Annotated in this window: 10 protein-coding genes and 1 pseudogene; 5 read left to right on the plus strand and 6 right to left on the minus strand. The window is 76.3% G+C overall.

Annotation, left to right across the window (positions count from 1 at the left end; all coding sequences use genetic code 11):
* Window positions 1-403: 403 nt before the first annotated feature.
* Together ACSNOD_RS18340 and ACSNOD_RS18345 are read right to left on the minus strand one after the other, a co-directional pair.
* Window positions 404-1,171, minus strand: coding sequence for a carbon-nitrogen hydrolase family protein (locus tag ACSNOD_RS18340; protein ID WP_436768044.1), 768 nt, complete (start codon window positions 1,169-1,171; stop codon window positions 404-406).
* Between the two features lie 70 nt (window positions 1,172-1,241).
* Window positions 1,242-2,576 carry a pyroglutamyl peptidase gene (locus ACSNOD_RS18345; protein ID WP_436768053.1) on the minus strand — a complete coding sequence of 445 codons (1,335 nt, stop codon included), beginning with the start codon at window positions 2,574-2,576 and terminating at the stop codon, window positions 1,242-1,244.
* 291 nt (window positions 2,577-2,867) lie between these two features.
* Between ACSNOD_RS18345 and ACSNOD_RS18350 the strand changes: the two genes are divergently transcribed.
* On the plus strand, window positions 2,868-5,444 hold the full coding sequence (locus ACSNOD_RS18350; RefSeq protein WP_436768045.1) for a glycoside hydrolase family 3 protein: 2,577 nt from the start codon (window positions 2,868-2,870) through the stop codon (window positions 5,442-5,444).
* Window positions 5,445-6,026: 582 nt separating this feature from the next.
* Here ACSNOD_RS18350 and ACSNOD_RS18355 read toward each other — a convergent pair.
* Window positions 6,027-6,968, minus strand: a pseudogene (locus tag ACSNOD_RS18355) (hypothetical protein); the annotation flags it as partial.
* Here ACSNOD_RS18355 and ACSNOD_RS18360 point away from each other — a divergent pair.
* The 3 genes from ACSNOD_RS18360 (at window position 6,900) to disA (ending at window position 10,529) form a co-directional block, all read left to right on the plus strand.
* Window positions 6,900-7,241, plus strand: a complete 342-nt coding sequence (locus tag ACSNOD_RS18360; protein WP_436768046.1) for a hypothetical protein — start codon at window positions 6,900-6,902, stop codon at window positions 7,239-7,241. The pseudogene ACSNOD_RS18355 and the gene ACSNOD_RS18360 sit on opposite strands and share 69 nt — an antisense overlap.
* A gap of 565 nt (window positions 7,242-7,806) precedes the next feature.
* Complete coding sequence (radA, locus tag ACSNOD_RS18365) at window positions 7,807-9,234, plus strand: DNA repair protein RadA (RefSeq protein ID WP_436768047.1); 1,428 nt, start codon at window positions 7,807-7,809, stop codon at window positions 9,232-9,234.
* Window positions 9,235-9,404: 170 nt separating this feature from the next.
* Entirely contained in the window at window positions 9,405-10,529 is a 1,125-nt protein-coding gene (gene disA, locus ACSNOD_RS18370) for a DNA integrity scanning diadenylate cyclase DisA (RefSeq protein ID WP_436768048.1), read from the plus strand.
* Between the two features lie 127 nt (window positions 10,530-10,656).
* Here the strand turns inward: disA and ACSNOD_RS18375 are convergent, their stop codons facing one another.
* Window positions 10,657-11,478 carry a hypothetical protein gene (locus ACSNOD_RS18375; RefSeq protein ID WP_436768049.1) on the minus strand — a complete coding sequence of 274 codons (822 nt, stop codon included), beginning with the start codon at window positions 11,476-11,478 and terminating at the stop codon, window positions 10,657-10,659.
* Window positions 11,479-11,662: 184 nt separating this feature from the next.
* Between ACSNOD_RS18375 and ACSNOD_RS18380 the strand changes: the two genes are divergently transcribed.
* Window positions 11,663-12,256, plus strand: coding sequence for a phosphatase PAP2 family protein (locus ACSNOD_RS18380; protein WP_436768050.1), 594 nt, complete (start codon window positions 11,663-11,665; stop codon window positions 12,254-12,256).
* An 84-nt stretch (window positions 12,257-12,340) separates the two neighbouring features.
* Here the strand turns inward: ACSNOD_RS18380 and ACSNOD_RS18385 are convergent, their stop codons facing one another.
* Window positions 12,341-12,988, minus strand: coding sequence for a response regulator (locus tag ACSNOD_RS18385; protein ID WP_436768051.1), 648 nt, complete (start codon window positions 12,986-12,988; stop codon window positions 12,341-12,343).
* 71 nt (window positions 12,989-13,059) lie between these two features.
* Complete coding sequence (locus ACSNOD_RS18390; protein WP_436768052.1) at window positions 13,060-14,787, minus strand: sensor histidine kinase; 1,728 nt, start codon at window positions 14,785-14,787, stop codon at window positions 13,060-13,062.
* Window positions 14,788-15,103: the final 316 nt, after the last annotated feature.

The following is a 15,103-nucleotide window of genomic DNA, read 5'->3' on the forward strand; positions in this document are numbered from 1 at the left end:
GGTGCGGCACCGACCCACGCCACGAACAGAGCGCACGACCGCAACCACCACCCCCGCCCCGAAGGGGCGGGAAAAGCTCGTGACGGCCGAAGGCCAGGACAAAGAGCCCCGCGCCTTCGGGGCGGGGAGAGGGGGTTCGCCCCGAAGGGGCGGGAAAAAGCCCCACGCCTTCGGCGCGGGAAGGGGGTTCGCGCCCAAGGCCGAGGCAAAGACCCCGCCCCTCCGGGGCGGGAGAGAGGGTTGCGCCGAAGGCCGGGGCAAAACCCGCCCCGAAGGGGCGGGGAGAGGGAGTCCGGCCCGACGGCCCGGGAAAGACCCAGCCCCTTCGGGGCTGGAAAAGGCGACGTCGGGCCGAAGGCCGGGGCAAAGAGCCCGCCCCGAAGGGGCGGAAAAGCGGCGACGGTCACGTCGCGGACGACCCACAACGGGGGCGTCGCGCAAACCCGCCCGGAGGGCGAAGCGTCGTCACGATCACGGCCGAGGCGGCCGCCTCGGCCAGGACCGTGCCGTCCGGGGACCAGACTGCGCTCAGCCCACACCCCTCGTACGCCCCCGCAGGGCCCACGTGATTGGCCAGCAGCACAAACATCCCGTGCCGCTTCGCCAGCGCGGGGAAGATCTCCTCCCGCTCCCGCTCCCCGTTGCCCCTGCCGTAGAGCGAGCTGGCAAGAAAGACCTCGCAACCGTCCGCCGCCGCGCGAGCGGTGAGCTCCGGGAAATGCGCGTCGAAGCAGATCGCGAGCGCGAACCGCACACCGCGGTAGGTGAAGCGGCCGTCGCCCCGGCCCGGGGTGAAGACGCGGGACTCCGTCTCGGTCACGTGGTTCTTGTCGTAGCGGGTCAGCGCGCGGCCGTCGGGGCCGATGACGAACGACGTGATGGTGAGCGCCCCGTCGGCCGCCCGCGCCGCGCAGTTCACCACCGCGGCGACCCCCGCCGCCCGGCAGGCGGCGACGACGGGGGCCAGTGCCTCGTCCTCCGCGGAGGCGACGGCCAGCCGGCCGGGGTCGGCCCGGATCGCGTCCGGCTCGTAGCCGCTGAGGGCCAGTTCGGGGAAGACCACGAGCTCGGCCCCGCGCCCGGCGGCCTCGGCGATCAGCTCCGCCATCGTGGCGGCGTTGGCCTCGGGGTCACCGGGCCGGCACGTCATCTGCGCTGCTGCGACGATCATGAGCCTCATCCTGGCACGCCGCCGCCGGCCCGCACGCCGCCGGCGGCGGCACCGGCGCCGGCGACCGGCGTCAGCCCGTGGCGGGGACCCCCGCCGCGCCCACCGCGATCACCGCCCGCACCTGCTCGGTGATGGCCACCCGATCCCGTACGAACTCCGGGTCCGTGATCTGCCCGGTCGCCGGGTCGGAGTTGCCCGCGCCGAACCGCAGGACGGGCGTGTGCAGATGCCCACCGGGCACCCGCAGCCGCAGCGCGTCCCGCAGCAGCGTCGCCCGGTAGGCGATCTCGTTGGACAGGTAGTCCCCGCCGCCGCCCTCGCGCGCGGTCGAGCCGGGGGTCGGCCCGTCGGGCCGGACCACCTCCGCCGTGCCGCCGGCCGGGATCTCGGTCACCGAGGTGTTGTCGTGCACGGGGTACGCGCCCGTGTTCGCCGCCGTGATCCGCTCGTACGGGAGCGAGGTCGCGGTCCACTGCGGCTGCGGCCGGACGGTCGGCGCCCAGCCGGGCACCGGCACCGTCTCCGTACGGGACGCCCCCAGATTGTCGGGGTAGCCGCCGCGCCAGGCCCCGTTGAACCGCTCCAGGTCGAACCGCCCGGGGCGCCCCTGGCTGATCGTCATGAACATGTCCACCCGGCGAGGGCCGCTCCGGAAGTGCGGCACCAGCGTGCGCTCGACCGTGCCCTCCGTGAAGTCCGCCCAGCGGACGGGGAAGACGGCCGCCTCGATGCGCGCCGGCCCGTCGGCGGTGGCCACCGTCGTACCGTCCAGCGCGAGCGCCGCCGCCCCCGAGGGGTTGCTGCGCCGCGGGTCGGCGTCGAGCTGGAACGGGTCGAAGCCGGTGATCACGAACCGCTTCACCCCCGGCCCGGCCGGCAGGTCGATGGAGTCCTGCCCGCGCGAGCCGCGCTCCAGCCGGTCGAGGAGCCCGGCGCGGCGCGCGTCGGAGAGCGGGAAGCGCGGCTGCCAGGCGCGCAGTTGGGCCGTGGAGGCCAGCCGCGCCCAGTACAGCGGCCGGTCGTCGTCCCGGCTGAGCTCCTGACCGGGCGTCGCCGACGCCCCGGGCGTCCCGGCCGGGCCGCCGGCCCCGCGTCCCTGCGCCCGGTCGACCGCCCGGCGCCACAGGTCCCGCCCGTAGCGGGTGACGAGCCGCTCCGCCTGCCGGTAGGACGTCGCCTTCGCCAGCTCCCGGCCGAACTCCGGCGCCAGCGTGTCGAATCCGGCGCGCCGCAGGATCTCCTGGGGCGCCGCCAGCGACAGCCGCCGCTCCTCGGCCGTGGGTTCGGTGACCGGCGCCCCGGCCGAGGCGCCGCGGGCCACCGGGCCGGTCACGGCCGGCGCCGCGAGCGCGGCCGGCGCGCCGACCAGCAGCGCGGCCCCCGCGACGGCCAGCCGCAGTCCCATGCGTATGCCTGTGCGTGTGCGTATGCCGCCGCCCTTCCCGTTCCGGCCGCGGCCGGCGCCGGCCGCGCGCCCCGCCGCCCGCGCCCCTCGTACCGCCCCTGCCGTACCCGCCGTACCCGCCGTGCCCGCCGTATCCGCCGTGCCCGCCGTACGAGCTCTGCCTGCCGTCCGTGCCATGCCGAGGACCTCCGTCCGTCGCGTTCCGATCACTCGCGAGAGCGTTCCGGCAGTATTGCGGTCCGCCGCACGGGGGAGACACCAGTGGATGTCCGTCGCCCCAAGGGAGTTCCGATGACCGAGAGCCTTCGCGACGACCACACCGGGGCCGCGGCCGGCGCCATCGACGCGGCCCTCGGCGGACTCGACCTCGACGCGAAGGCGCGCCTGCTCGCCGGCCGGTCCATGTGGTCCCTGCCCGCGCTGCCGGACATCGGCCTCGCCCCGATCGTGATGTCCGACGGGCCGGTGGGCGTACGGGGGGTCCGCTGGACCGCCGACGACCCCTCCGTCGCCCTGCCCAGCCCCACCGCCCTCGCCGCCACCTGGGACCCCGACCTGGCCCGCCGCGCCGGGCGGCTGCTCGCCCAGGAGGCCCGCCGCAAGGGGGTGCGGGTGCTGCTCGCGCCGACCGTGAACCTCCAGCGCTCCCCGCTGGGCGGCCGGCACTTCGAGTGCTTCTCCGAGGACCCGTTCCTCACCGCGGAGATCGGCACCGGATACGTCCTCGGCGTCCAGGACGGCGGCGTCGCCGCCACCGTCAAGCACTTCGTCGCCAACGACGCCGAGACCGAGCGCTTCACCGTGAACAACACCGTCGCCCCGCGCCCGCTGCGCGAGCTCTACCTCGCCCCCTTCGAGGCCATCGTCCGCGACGCCCGCCCCTGGGCGGTGATGGCCGCGTACAACGCCGTCAACGGCCGCACCATGACCGAGCACGCGCCCCTCCAGCGGGACGTGCTGCGCGGCGCCTGGGGGTTCGACGGCGTCACCGTCTCCGACTGGTTCGCCGCCCGGGACACCGTGGGCGCGCTCACCGGCGGCCTCGACGTGGCCATGCCCGGGCCGGCGACCGTCTACGGCGAGGCGCTGGCCGCCGCCGTACGCGACGGGCGGATGCCCGAGTCCCTCGTCGACGCGGCCGTACGCAACGTGCTGCTGCTCGCCGCCCGCACCGGCGCGCTGGCGGGCGCGCCGCCGGCCGTCGCCCCCGAGGACCTGCCGCCCCACGTCGACGGCCGGGAGCTCGCCCGCGAGATCGCCTGCCGCTCCTTCGTCCTGCTGCGCAACCAGCGCCTGGACCACGACCGCCGCCCCGGCGGCGAGGGGCGCCCGGGCGGCGCACGCCGCCCCGGCGGCCACGGGCGGCGCGCCCTGCCCCTCGACCCCGCGGCCCTGCGCCGCGTCGCCGTGCTCGGCAGCGCCGCCCGCGACGCGCGCGTCCTCGGCGGCGGATCGGCGCTCGTCTTCCCGGCCTCCGTGGTCTCCCCGCTGGACGGGCTGCGCGCGGCCCTGCCCGACCACGTCGAACTCACCTACGCCGTCGGGGCCGACCCCGGCGAGGAACTCGGCGTCGCCGAGGCGGGCTGGGACCTGCGCGCGGTGGTCCGGGCGGCGGACGGCCGACGGCTCGGCGAGGAGCGGCTGCCGAGCGGCATGGTCCTGTGGACCGGGGACCTCCCCGCCGGAGTGGCCTTCAACGAGCTGCACACCGTGGAGATCACCGGCACCTTCACCCCCCGCGAGAGCGGGGCGCACACCTTCGGCACGCGGGGCCTGGGCCACTTCCGGCTCACCGTCGCCGGCACGCTCCTCCACGAGGGGCACGAGGCCCCGGCCGGCGAGGGCGACCCGTTCGAGGCGTTCCTCGGCACGCCCCGCCCGCGCGGCGCCCTCGAACTCGCCGCGGGCGAGCCGGTGGCCGTCAGCCTCGTGCACACCCCGCCCAAGGACCTCGGCGTCCCGCTCGACGTCGTGGCCTGCGCGCTCCTGCACGGCGGGCCCGAGCGGGACCCCGAGGACCTGCTGCGGGAGGCCGCCCGCGCGGCGGCGGACGCCGACACCGCCGTCGTCGTGGTCGCCACGACCGAGCGCGTGGAGAGCGAGGGGTTCGACCGCACGTCGCTCGCCCTCCCCGGCCGCCAGGACGACCTCGTACGACGCGTGGCGGCCGCCAACCCGCACACGGTCGTGGTCGTCAACTCCGGCTCGCCGGTGGAAATGCCGTGGCGCGACGACGTCCCGGCGGTGCTGCTGAGCTGGTTCCCCGGGCAGGAGGCGGGCGCCGCGCTCGCCGACGTCCTGCTCGGCGCGGCGGAGCCGGGTGGGCGGCTGCCCACGACCTGGCCGGCGACGCTCGCCGACGCGCCCGTCACCGACGTCACCCCCGTCGACGGCGCGCTCCCCTACGGCGAGGGCCTCTTCATCGGCTACCGCGCCTGGGAGCGGGCCGGCCGCGCCCCGGCGTACTGGTTCGGGCACGGCCTCGGCTACACGGACTGGGCGTACGAGGCGATCGACGTGCTCCCCGGCGGGGGCGAGGGGGACACGGAGCGGGTGGTGCGGGTCCGGGTGCGCAATACGGGGGCGCGCGCGGGGCGCGAGGTGATCCAGATCTACCTCGCGCCGCGGCACGGGGGTGGGGGCGCGGTCCTCCCCGAGCGGCCCGCTCGCTGGCTGGCCGGGTTCGCCTCCGTCACGGCCGGGCCCGGCGAGACGGCCGAGGCGGATGTTCCGCTGCGGCGGCGGGCGTTCGAGGTCTGGGACGAGGACGCGGGGGCGTGGGTCCGCGTTCCGGGCCCCTACGCGGTGCAGGTTGGCGGCGTTTCCGAAATCTGCGCGACGTCCACGTTGACGTTGCCTGTGACGTAACCGTCGTCGAAGTGAACGCCACGGGCTTTTCCCGCGCCGAAGGCGCGGGGCGTTTTCCCCGGCCGAAGGCCGGGGCCGGGGTGCTTTCCCGCCCCTTCGGGGCGAACCCCTCTCCCGCCCCGGAGGGGCGGGAGTCTTTGCCCCGGCCTTCGGGCCGAACCCTCTCTCTCCCGCACCGGAGGCGCGGGGCTCTTTGCCGCAACCTTTAGGCCGAAGCCCCTTTTCCCGCCCCGGAGGGGCGGGAGTCTTTTCCCGGCCGAAGGCCGGCCCCCCTCCCCGCATCGAAGGCGCGGGCTCTTCTTCCCCGACCTTCGGGCCGAACCTCCTTTTTCTCGCCCCGGAGGGGCGGGGGGTTGCCCCGGCCTTCGGGCCGAACCCCTTCTCCCCTGCGCCGAAGGCGCGGGGCTCTTTTCCCGGCCGAAGGCCGGACCCCCTTTCCCCGCCCCGAAGGGGCGGGAATCTTCGCCTCGGCCTGCGGGCCGAATCCCCTCTCTCCCGCGCCGAAGGGGCCGCCGGCTCCCGCGCCCGGTCCACGGTCACCGTGATCGTGACCGTCTCCCCCGGCCGCAGCACTCCTTCCGATCGGCTCGGAACGAGCCAGTCCGCGTCGGATCTCAGCTGCCACCGCACCGGCGCGCCGCCGGAGGCGGTCAGGGTGATCAGGGTCGCCTCCCCGCTGGGGCGGGCGTCGACGGTGAGCCGGCCCGGCCCCCGCTCCGGCGGGCGGGACCGGCCGGGGTCCGCCGGCGGCTGGGGCGGCGGCCGCAAATCGGGGGCGCCCGGCGGGGCCGGCGCGGGCCGGCCCGGCTCGCCGCCGGGCGGTCGCGCGCCCGGCGGGGGCGCGGCATGGGTGCCGGCGGTGTACGCCGTCACCGACGGCACGGCGGACGGCCCGCCCGGGCGCGCGCCGGCCCCGTGACCGTCCGGCCCAACAGGACCCGGCACCCCCGGGACCGCGAAGGGCGGCAGCGGCGGATACGGGTCGAAGGGCGCGTACGGGTCCGGCGAGGCGTACGCGCCGGGCTCCTCGGCCGGCGCGCCGGGGCCGGCCGGGTCCCCGGCGCGCTCGCCGGCCTCGCCCCGGTCGGGGGCGGACAGGGGTGCCCGGCCGCGGGCCTCGTCCGCCGGCGAGGGCTCGCGGTAGGCGGCCCACAGGGCGAACAGGGGCGCCGCGACCACCGTGGCGACGACCGTCGAGGTGACCGCGTGGCCGCGCAGCCGCCGCCGGCGGGCGGCCCCGAGCGTGGGGTCCACGGGAAAGCCCCGGCGGTCGTAGCGCGGCCCGTCCCGCCCGGACGAGGAACGGGTCCGCAGCGCGGAGAGCAGGGCGGCGTGGGTCGCGGCCCGCGGCGCCCGGAGCACCGGCAGCGCGCCCGGCACCGCCGTACTGCCGGGCCAGGGCGCACCCGCGGTGACGCGTTCGGCAGTACTGCGGCACTCCACGCAGTCGTCGACATGGCGGACGAGCTCACGGCGGAGCGCGGCGCCCAGCAGTACGGTGCGGCCGCCCGTGAGGCGGACCACGGCGGGGCAGCGGCCGCGCTCGGCGACGGCCAGCGCCGCACGCGTCCGCTCCACCTCGCAGGCCGCGCTGGACAGCAGGGCGCGCACGGCTTCCCGGTCCAGCCCGAGGACCGCGCCGATCTCCTGGTGGGAGAGCTCGTGGCGCACGGCGAGTTCGAGCGCCTCGCGCTGCTCGGGCGTGGTGCCGGCCGCCTCCGGCCAGGCCAGCCGGGCGAGCTCCCGGCGGCGGCGCTGCGCCTCCGCCTCGGCGACCGGCACGGGGTGGGCGGGTGAGCGGCGGCGGTCGGCGAGCTGCCGCAGACAGGCCCAGCGGGCGAGCGCGTAGAGCCAGGCGCGGCGCTGGTCGTCCGGGACAGGCCGGCGGCCGAGGCGGCGCTCGGCCAGGGCGAGGACATCGCCCAGTACGGCCGTCGCGGCGTCGTGGTCGCACAGTACGGAGACGCAGTAGGTGAACAGCCCGTCGAGATACGGCTCGTAGCGCCCGGGTGGGCGCTGCTGGCGGACCACGGTGGCCGGGCGCCGCTCGGAGGAGTCGTGGGGCTCGTGGCGGGGGGCAGAGCGTTGCGACCGGTGCGGGCCGGTGGTCTGCGTGGGGTGCTCACGCCTGCTGCTCATACGCGGCGACGCTAGGCGGATGATGGCGGTTCGCCCCGGGAACGGGAAACGTTTACCCCCCACGAGTGACAATCTCCCTCAAAAGGGGACAGTCATATGTGTTGCCGAGGGGACCGGGGGTCGCCCGTACGGAGGGGGCCGGCCGGGCGCCCCGCCGGCGGGCGGTCCGGCTCCGGACCGACGGCGCCGATGGCTGTCAGTGCGTGCGGCTACGGTGAACACCATGGCTGCCCGCACCCGCTCCTCCGCCAAGGACCGTCCGTCCTATCGCTGCACCGAGTGCGGCTGGACCACGGCCAAGTGGCTCGGCCGCTGCCCCGAGTGCCAGGCGTGGGGCACGGTCGAGGAGTTCGGCGCGCCCGCGGTGCGCACCACCGCGCCCGGCCGGGTCACCTCCGCGGCCGTGCCCATCGGCCAGGTGGACGGCCGCCAGGCCACCGCGCGCAGTACGGGCGTCGGCGAGCTGGACCGGGTGCTCGGCGGCGGCCTGGTGCCCGGCGCCGTGGCCCTGCTCGCGGGCGAGCCGGGCGTCGGCAAGTCCACCCTGCTGCTGGACGTGGCGGCGAAGGCGGCCAGCGAGCAGCACCGCACGCTGTACATCACGGGTGAGGAGTCCGCGAGCCAGGTGCGGCTGCGGGCCGATCGGATCGGCGCCCTCTCCGAGCACCTCTATCTCGCCGCCGAGACGGACCTCTCCGCCGTCCTGGGGCATCTGGACACCGTCAAGCCCTCGCTGCTGATCCTGGACTCCGTACAGACCGTGGCCTCCCCCGAGATCGACGGGGCGCCGGGCGGCATGGCCCAGGTGCGGGAGGTGGCCGGCGCCCTGATCCGCGCCTCCAAGGAGCGCGGCATGGCCACGCTCCTGGTCGGCCACGTCACCAAGGACGGCGCCATCGCCGGCCCCCGGCTGCTGGAGCACCTGGTGGACGTCGTGCTCCAGTTCGAGGGCGACCGGCACGCCCGGCTGCGGCTCGTCCGGGGCGTGAAGAACCGCTACGGCGCGACGGACGAGGTCGGCTGCTTCGAGCTGCACGACGAGGGCATCGTGGGTCTGGCGGACCCCTCGGGCCTGTTCCTCACCCGGCGGGACGAGCCGGTCCCGGGCACCTGCCTGACCGTCACGCTGGAGGGACGCCGCCCCCTGGTCGCCGAGGTGCAGGCGCTGACCGTGGACACTCAGATCCCCTCGCCGCGCAGGACCACCTCGGGGCTGGAGACCTCCCGGGTGTCGATGATGCTGGCCGTGCTGGAGCAGCGCGGCAAGATCTCCCAGCTCGGCAAGCGCGACATCTACAGCGCGACGGTCGGCGGCGTGAAGCTGACCGAGCCCGCCGCGGACCTGGCCATCGCGCTGGCGCTGGCCAGCGCGGCGAGCGACACCCCGCTGCCGAAGAACCTGGTCGCCATCGGCGAGGTGGGGCTCGCGGGCGAGGTCCGCCGGGTCACGGGCGTCCAGCGGCGGCTCGCCGAGGCCGCCCGGCTCGGCTTCACCCACGCGCTGGTGCCGACCGACCCCGGGAAGGTCCCGCCCGGCATGCGGGTCCTGGAGGTCGCCGACATGGGCGACGCGCTGCGGGTGCTCCCCCGGCGCGCGGGCCGGCGCGGCGGCGCGGCGGGCATGCCGGAGGCACGGGAGGCCGCGGACTGACCGGCGGGCCGAACCGGACAATCCAGCCGCGGGGCGCGGCCGGGGCCGGGCCCGCGGCGAGGCAGAGGTCCCGCGGCCCCACATAAGGAGCCCGGCCGCCGGTAGACTTTGCCCTGGTCTCGCCCGTACGTACGCACCCGGGCCCCCAATCCTGCGACCGGAGGAGTGCAGTGGCAGCCAGCGACCGGACGGCAGCTACCGGGAAGTCCGGCGGTAGCTCCGGCACCGAAGGGCTCATGCGCGCCTCCCTGAGCGCCGTCGCACCCGGCACCGCCCTGCGCGACGGCCTGGAGCGCATCCTGCGGGGCAACACCGGCGGACTCATCGTCCTCGGCATGGACAAAACGGTCGAATCGCTGTGCAGCGGCGGCTTCGTCCTGGACGTCGAGTTCAGCGCGACCCGGCTGCGAGAGCTGTGCAAGCTGGACGGCGCGCTGATCCTCGACAAGGACATCACCAAGATCGTGCGGGCCGGCGTGCAGCTGGTCCCGGACGCGTCGATCCCCACGGAGGAGACCGGCACCCGGCACCGTACGGCGCAGCGCGTGTCCATCCAGACCGGCTTCCCGGTCGTCTCGGTCAGCCAGTCCATGCGGCTGATCGCGCTCTACGTGGACGGGGAGCGCCGCGTGCTGGAGGAATCCGCCGCGATCCTCTCCCGCGCGAACCAGGCGCTGGCCACCCTGGAGCGGTACAAGCTCCGGCTGGACGAGGTCGCCGGCACGCTCTCCGCGCTGGAGATCGAGGACCTCGTCACCGTGCGCGACGTGACGGCGGTGGCCCAGCGGCTGGAGATGGTGCGGCGGATCGCCACGGAGATCGCCGAGTACGTGGTGGAGCTCGGCACGGACGGTCGACTTCTCTCCCTCCAGCTCGACGAGTTGATCGCGGGCGTGGAGCCCGAGCGGGAGCTCGTCATCCGCGACTATGTGCCGGAGCCCACCGCGAAGCGGGCCCGTACCGTGGCCGAGGCGCTCACCGAGCTCGACTCCCTGACCCACGCGGAGCTGCTGGAACTGCCCACGGTGGCGCGGGCGCTCGGCTACAGCGGGTCCCCCGAGACCCTCGACTCGGCCGTCTCGCCGCGCGGCTACCGCCTGCTGGCCAAGGTGCCGAGGCTGCCGAACACCGTCATCGAGCGGCTGGTCGAGCACTTCGGCGGCCTGCAGAAGCTGCTCGCCGCGAGCGTCGACGACCTGCAGACGGTCGAGGGCGTCGGCGAGGCGCGGGCCCGGTCGGTGCGCGAGGGCCTCTCGCGGCTGGCGGAGTCGTCGATCCTCGAACGCTACGTGTGACGCCCTCGTCGAACGCTCACCCATGAGCCCGGGGTTACCCGGGCCCGCATGAGAGCCGTCGGCGGGCGCTGAGGCCGCGCGCGGGCACGGAGACCCGTAAAGCCCGTCAGGGCCCCTCGGGGCCCCGTCAGGCCGCGCGGAGGACGAAGGAGACCTGCTGGTCCGGCAGGCCCGGGGAGGCCAGCTCCGCGAGGTACGTGCCCGGCGGCATCTCCCCCGCCGCGGGCGGCGTCCCGCACTGCGGCGCGCCGCCCTTGCGGTCCCACTCCACGGTCCGCTTGGTCTCGCCGTTGGCCGGCACCTGGAGCAGCAGCGCGCCGCGGTCGCGCGGGCAGTCGTCCGTGCCCCACACCCGCTGTCCGCCGGCGTCCGTCCTCTTGACCGTCAGTACGGTCGACTTGCCGCTGAAGTCCACCTTGCAGGTGGTGCCCGAGGCGTTCTTCGCGACCAGCTCGAACGTCGGCTTCTCGCCGGGCGCGTACTCGTCCTTGACGCTGCGCAGGGTCAGGGTGACCGCCTCCGAGGAGCAGTCCGGGACGTCCGCGCCTGCCGCCGCGCCACCCGTGCCGCCGCCGCTGCCGTTGGCGCCGCCGGTGCCCGCCGCGGGGGCGCCCGCGCCCCCGGAGCCGCCGCCCGTGCCGCCGCCGTGGCCACCGCCCGTACCGGCCGTGCCGCCCCCGCCGGAGGCGGAGCCGCTGCCCGATTCGTCGCGGCCGCCGGGGCGTTCGCTGATCGCCGGCCCCGTCGAGGACGGGCCCGGGGTGATGGAGGCGGCGGGGCCCTTGCCGTTGTCGCTCCTGCCCGCGCCCTCCCCGCCGCCCGGATCGGTGGAGTTGACCGCCCACACGACCAGCAGGACGAGCACGGCGATCAGCGACAGAGCAACCGCCCTCCGCCGCCAGTAGATGGAGGAGGGAAGCGGCCCGACCGGATTGCGCAGAGATCCCACGCGCAAACTGTACGAGAGATCAGCCGCTCGGCCGGTCAGTACCCGCCGCCATCCGGCCCGACTTTTGTCGATCATCATCATGGCGGTGGGCCACCGGCCCCGCCCGGACCCGACTTTCGTCAGGTGAGGGAGGTGCCGATCGCCCAGTGTGATGACCCGGTTCGCATTTCTACTGTCCGTGACCATGGACAGTACTGATCTCTACCGCGACATCACCGACTTCGCCCGCACCACGCCCGGGTGGGTCCACTCACTGACCGAATTCGGCACGGACGCGGGGCTCGTGGTCCTCGCGGCCGTGGTGCTCCTCGCCTGGTGGCGGGCGCGCCGCGGCGACGGACGCGCCATGGCCCTCGCCCTCGTCGCACCGGTCACGGCGATACTCGCCTACGCCACGAGCGAGGTGGCGAAGTTGCTGATCGAGGAGGAGCGGCCGTGTCGCGCGGTCGCCGGCGCGGCGGCCCGGACCATCGCCGAGTGCCCGCCGCCGGGCGACTGGTCCTTCCCCAGCAACCACGCGACCATAGCCGCCGCCCTCGCGGTGGGCGCGGTGTTCGCCTGGCGGCGGATCGCCGTCTGGGCGCTGCCGCTGGCAGTACTGATGGCCGCGTCGCGGGTCTTCGTCGGGGTGCACTACCCGCACGACGTGGCGGCGGGACTGCTCCTGGGGGCGGCCGTGGCCGCGCTGGGCGCCGTACTGCTGGTCCGGCCGGGCACGGCGGTCGTCGAACGGCTGCGCCGCGGGCCGCTGCGCCCCCTCCTGTCCCGCTCCCGCTGAGGGGTACGTCGCCGGCCGCGTGGGGCGGGCTCGGTGCGGTGCGAGTGCTCGCGTCCGGGCCGGCCCCCGGCGCGCCGCAAGCCCTCAGACCAGTCCGGCCTCGTGGGCCACAATCGCCGCCTGCACGCGGTTCTTGACGCCCAGTCCGTCCAGGATCGCGCTCACATACGCCTTGACCGTCCCCTCCACCAGGTGCAGCCGCGCGGCGATCTCCGCGTTGGACAGACCGGCGCCGACCAGCCCCAGCACCTGGCGCTCGCGGGCGGTCAGGGCGTCCGTACGGGCCCGGGCGGCGGCCCCCTTGGTCAGGCGCTCGCCGCCGAGGGTGTCGATGACGTGCCGGGCCACCGTCGGCGAGAGGAAGGCACCGCCGGCCGCCACGGCCCGTACCCCGGCCAGGAGTTCGTACGGATCGCCCGACTTGAGCAGGAAGCCGGTGGCGCCGCCGCCGAGGGCGCGGGCGATGTACGCGTCCTCGGAGAAGGTCGTCAGCATCGCGACGGCCGTCTCGGGCACGGCCCGCCGGCTCTCCTCGCACGCCGCCAACCCGTCGAGGAGCGGCATCCGGATGTCGAACAGCGCCACGTCCGGCCGGTGGGCGCGGACGAGTTCGACCGCCTCCCGGCCGTCCGCGGCCTCGGCCACGACCTCGATCCCGGGGTCGGTGGCGAGGATGGCCCGCACGCCCGCCCGGATCATCGTCTCGTCGTCGGCGAGCAGCAGTCGGATCACCGCGCCCGCACCTCCTTCTCGTATGGGTGTGGATGTCGATATGGGTGCCGGGGTGGGTGCCGGGGTCCGGGTCATCGGAGTGAACCGTCCGGGTCGCCGGGGGCGATCCTGTCCTTGGTGGCCAGCCGGCCGGCCACGAAGCACAACCGGTACTGCGCCGACCAGACGAAGAGTTCGGCGCTCTCCCGGTAGTAGCGGCAGTCGGCGCCCGGGGGCGCGGCCGGGGCGCGCTCCCGTGCCGTGTCGGTGACCACGCGCGGCGGCAGTACGGGTGCCACGTCACCGTACGGCTGTCCGATCCGCAGCCGTTCGTAGTCGGCGGGCGGCAGTACGGAGCGCGCGGCGGTGTAGGTGTTCCAGGCGATGTTCGAGGCGAGCAGTACGGCGGCGAGGGCGCCCGGTACGCCGATGGCCACGAGCAGGCCGCGCCGTACGGTGCGTTCGGCCGCGGCACGGGCCCGCGCGGCCGCCGGTACGGGCTCGGGCTGCGGCGCGGGCTCTGGCAGGCGCGGGGACTCCGGCTCACCGTACGGACCGTGGGCACCGCCGTACGGACCGCCGGCGCCGCACGGGCTGCACGCGTCGCACGAACCGCCAGCGCCGTACGGGCTGTCCGCGCGGGGCGGGGCGGCGTCCGGGAAGCGGGCGGTGACGGCGAACCCGCCGTCGGGGCGCGGCCCGGCGCGGAAGTGACCGCCCAGCAGCCGCACGCGCTCGCGCAGGCCCAGCAGACCGGTGCCGGCGACGGGCGGGCCGCCGTCGCCCCCGGACGGCACGCCGGTCCGCGGGGCCGCCTCCCCGGGGCGCGGGGGCGGCCCGTTGGCGATCGTAACCTCGGTCTCCGCGCGGCGGCGCAGCACCGTCACGGCCACCGGGGCGCCCGGGGCGTGCCGGGCGGCGTTGGTCAGCGCCTCCTGGACGACGCGGTGCGCCGCGCGGTCCACCAGGGGCGGCGGCGCTCCGTCTCCGCCGTCCGCCGCGCGGCGCAGCGTCACCGCGAGGCCCGAGTCGGCCGCCCGCCGCACCAGCGCCTCCACGCTCTCGCCCGCCGGGGTCAGCGGCGGCCCGTCGTCGCCGGCCTCCCGCAGCACGCCGACGATCTCGCGCAGCCGGTCCGTGGCGTCGGCCGCCGCGGCCCGCAGTTCCCCGGCGGCCGTACGGTGCTCCGCGGCCAGGCCGGGGGCCACCTGCAGGGCGCCGGCCCGCAGCGCGATCAGGCTCAATTCGTGGCCGAGCGAGTCGTGCATGTCCTGGGCGATGCGGGTGCGCTCGCGCAGCCGCTCCCGCTCCACGGCGTGCCGCTGCTCGCGCTCCAGCTGTTCGGCGCGGCCCCAGCCGGCGAGCCGCAGTTCCCGGTCCAGCCGGCGGTAGCGGCCGAAGAGCCACGGCGGTACGCCGACGAACACCAGGGCCGCGACGAGCGTGACGAGCCCGGTGTAGGCGCGCGGCGCGTTCACCAGGACCACGGCCGCGCCCACGAGCGCGATCGCGGCGAAGGCGAGCGCGGCGGGCAGCGCGCGGCGGGCGCGCAGCCCGAGCAGATGGCTCATCACGGCCAGCGCGGGCAACTGGGCCGCGGCCACCGTGCCGGGCGACTCGGCGAGCCCCAGCACGGCGACGGCGGCGGTGACGAGCAGCGCGAGCACGGGCCGGGTACGGGATACGCCGACGGCGACGGCCAGGGCGGCGGCCGCGGCGATCCCCTGCCACGGGGTGGGCGGCCGGTACACGGCGGCGGGCGTGACGAGGGCGACCCACAGGAGGGCGTCGACGGCGAGGGGCGGCGGACGGCGGAGCACGAGCGGGGACGTTACCGGGGCCCGGGGCGGCCGGCCCCTGCCGAACGTCAGGTCTTCCGTCATGTCCGGCCCCCGGCCGGGGCGGTCGGTGCGCGCGCTCACCGGCGACCGCCGGGCGGACGGCCATCCGAACGGCCACCCGAACGGTCATGCGGACGGCACGCGGACCGGACCGGGAGCGCGGATCACCTCGCGAAAACCCCGTACGCGCACCCGTTGTCGTACCCCCGTGTCAGGATCGGAGGCGACATGACTGCCACATCCGAGACCCCCACCACCGCGCCCCACCGCCTCCGGCGCGGGGCCGGGGCGGTGG

It is taken from the genome of Streptomyces sp. URMC 123 (genome assembly GCF_051386515.1).
Classification (GTDB): Bacteria; Actinomycetota; Actinomycetes; order Streptomycetales; family Streptomycetaceae; genus Streptomyces.

What these genes read in the sequence shown, in the direction of transcription:
- ACSNOD_RS18340 (WP_436768044.1), bottom strand. Translation starts at nt 1,171, where the DNA reads ATGATCGTCGCAGCAGCGCAGATGACGTGCCGGCCCGGTGACCCCGAG.
- ACSNOD_RS18345 (WP_436768053.1), bottom strand. Translation starts at nt 2,576, where the DNA reads ATGGGACTGCGGCTGGCCGTCGCGGGGGCCGCGCTGCTGGTCGGCGCG.
- ACSNOD_RS18350 (WP_436768045.1), top strand. Translation starts at nt 2,868, where the DNA reads ATGACCGAGAGCCTTCGCGACGACCACACCGGGGCCGCGGCCGGCGCC.
- ACSNOD_RS18360 (WP_436768046.1), top strand. Translation starts at nt 6,900, where the DNA reads ATGGCGGACGAGCTCACGGCGGAGCGCGGCGCCCAGCAGTACGGTGCG.
- radA (WP_436768047.1), top strand. Translation starts at nt 7,807, where the DNA reads ATGGCTGCCCGCACCCGCTCCTCCGCCAAGGACCGTCCGTCCTATCGC.
- ACSNOD_RS18380 (WP_436768050.1), top strand. Translation starts at nt 11,663, where the DNA reads ATGGACAGTACTGATCTCTACCGCGACATCACCGACTTCGCCCGCACC.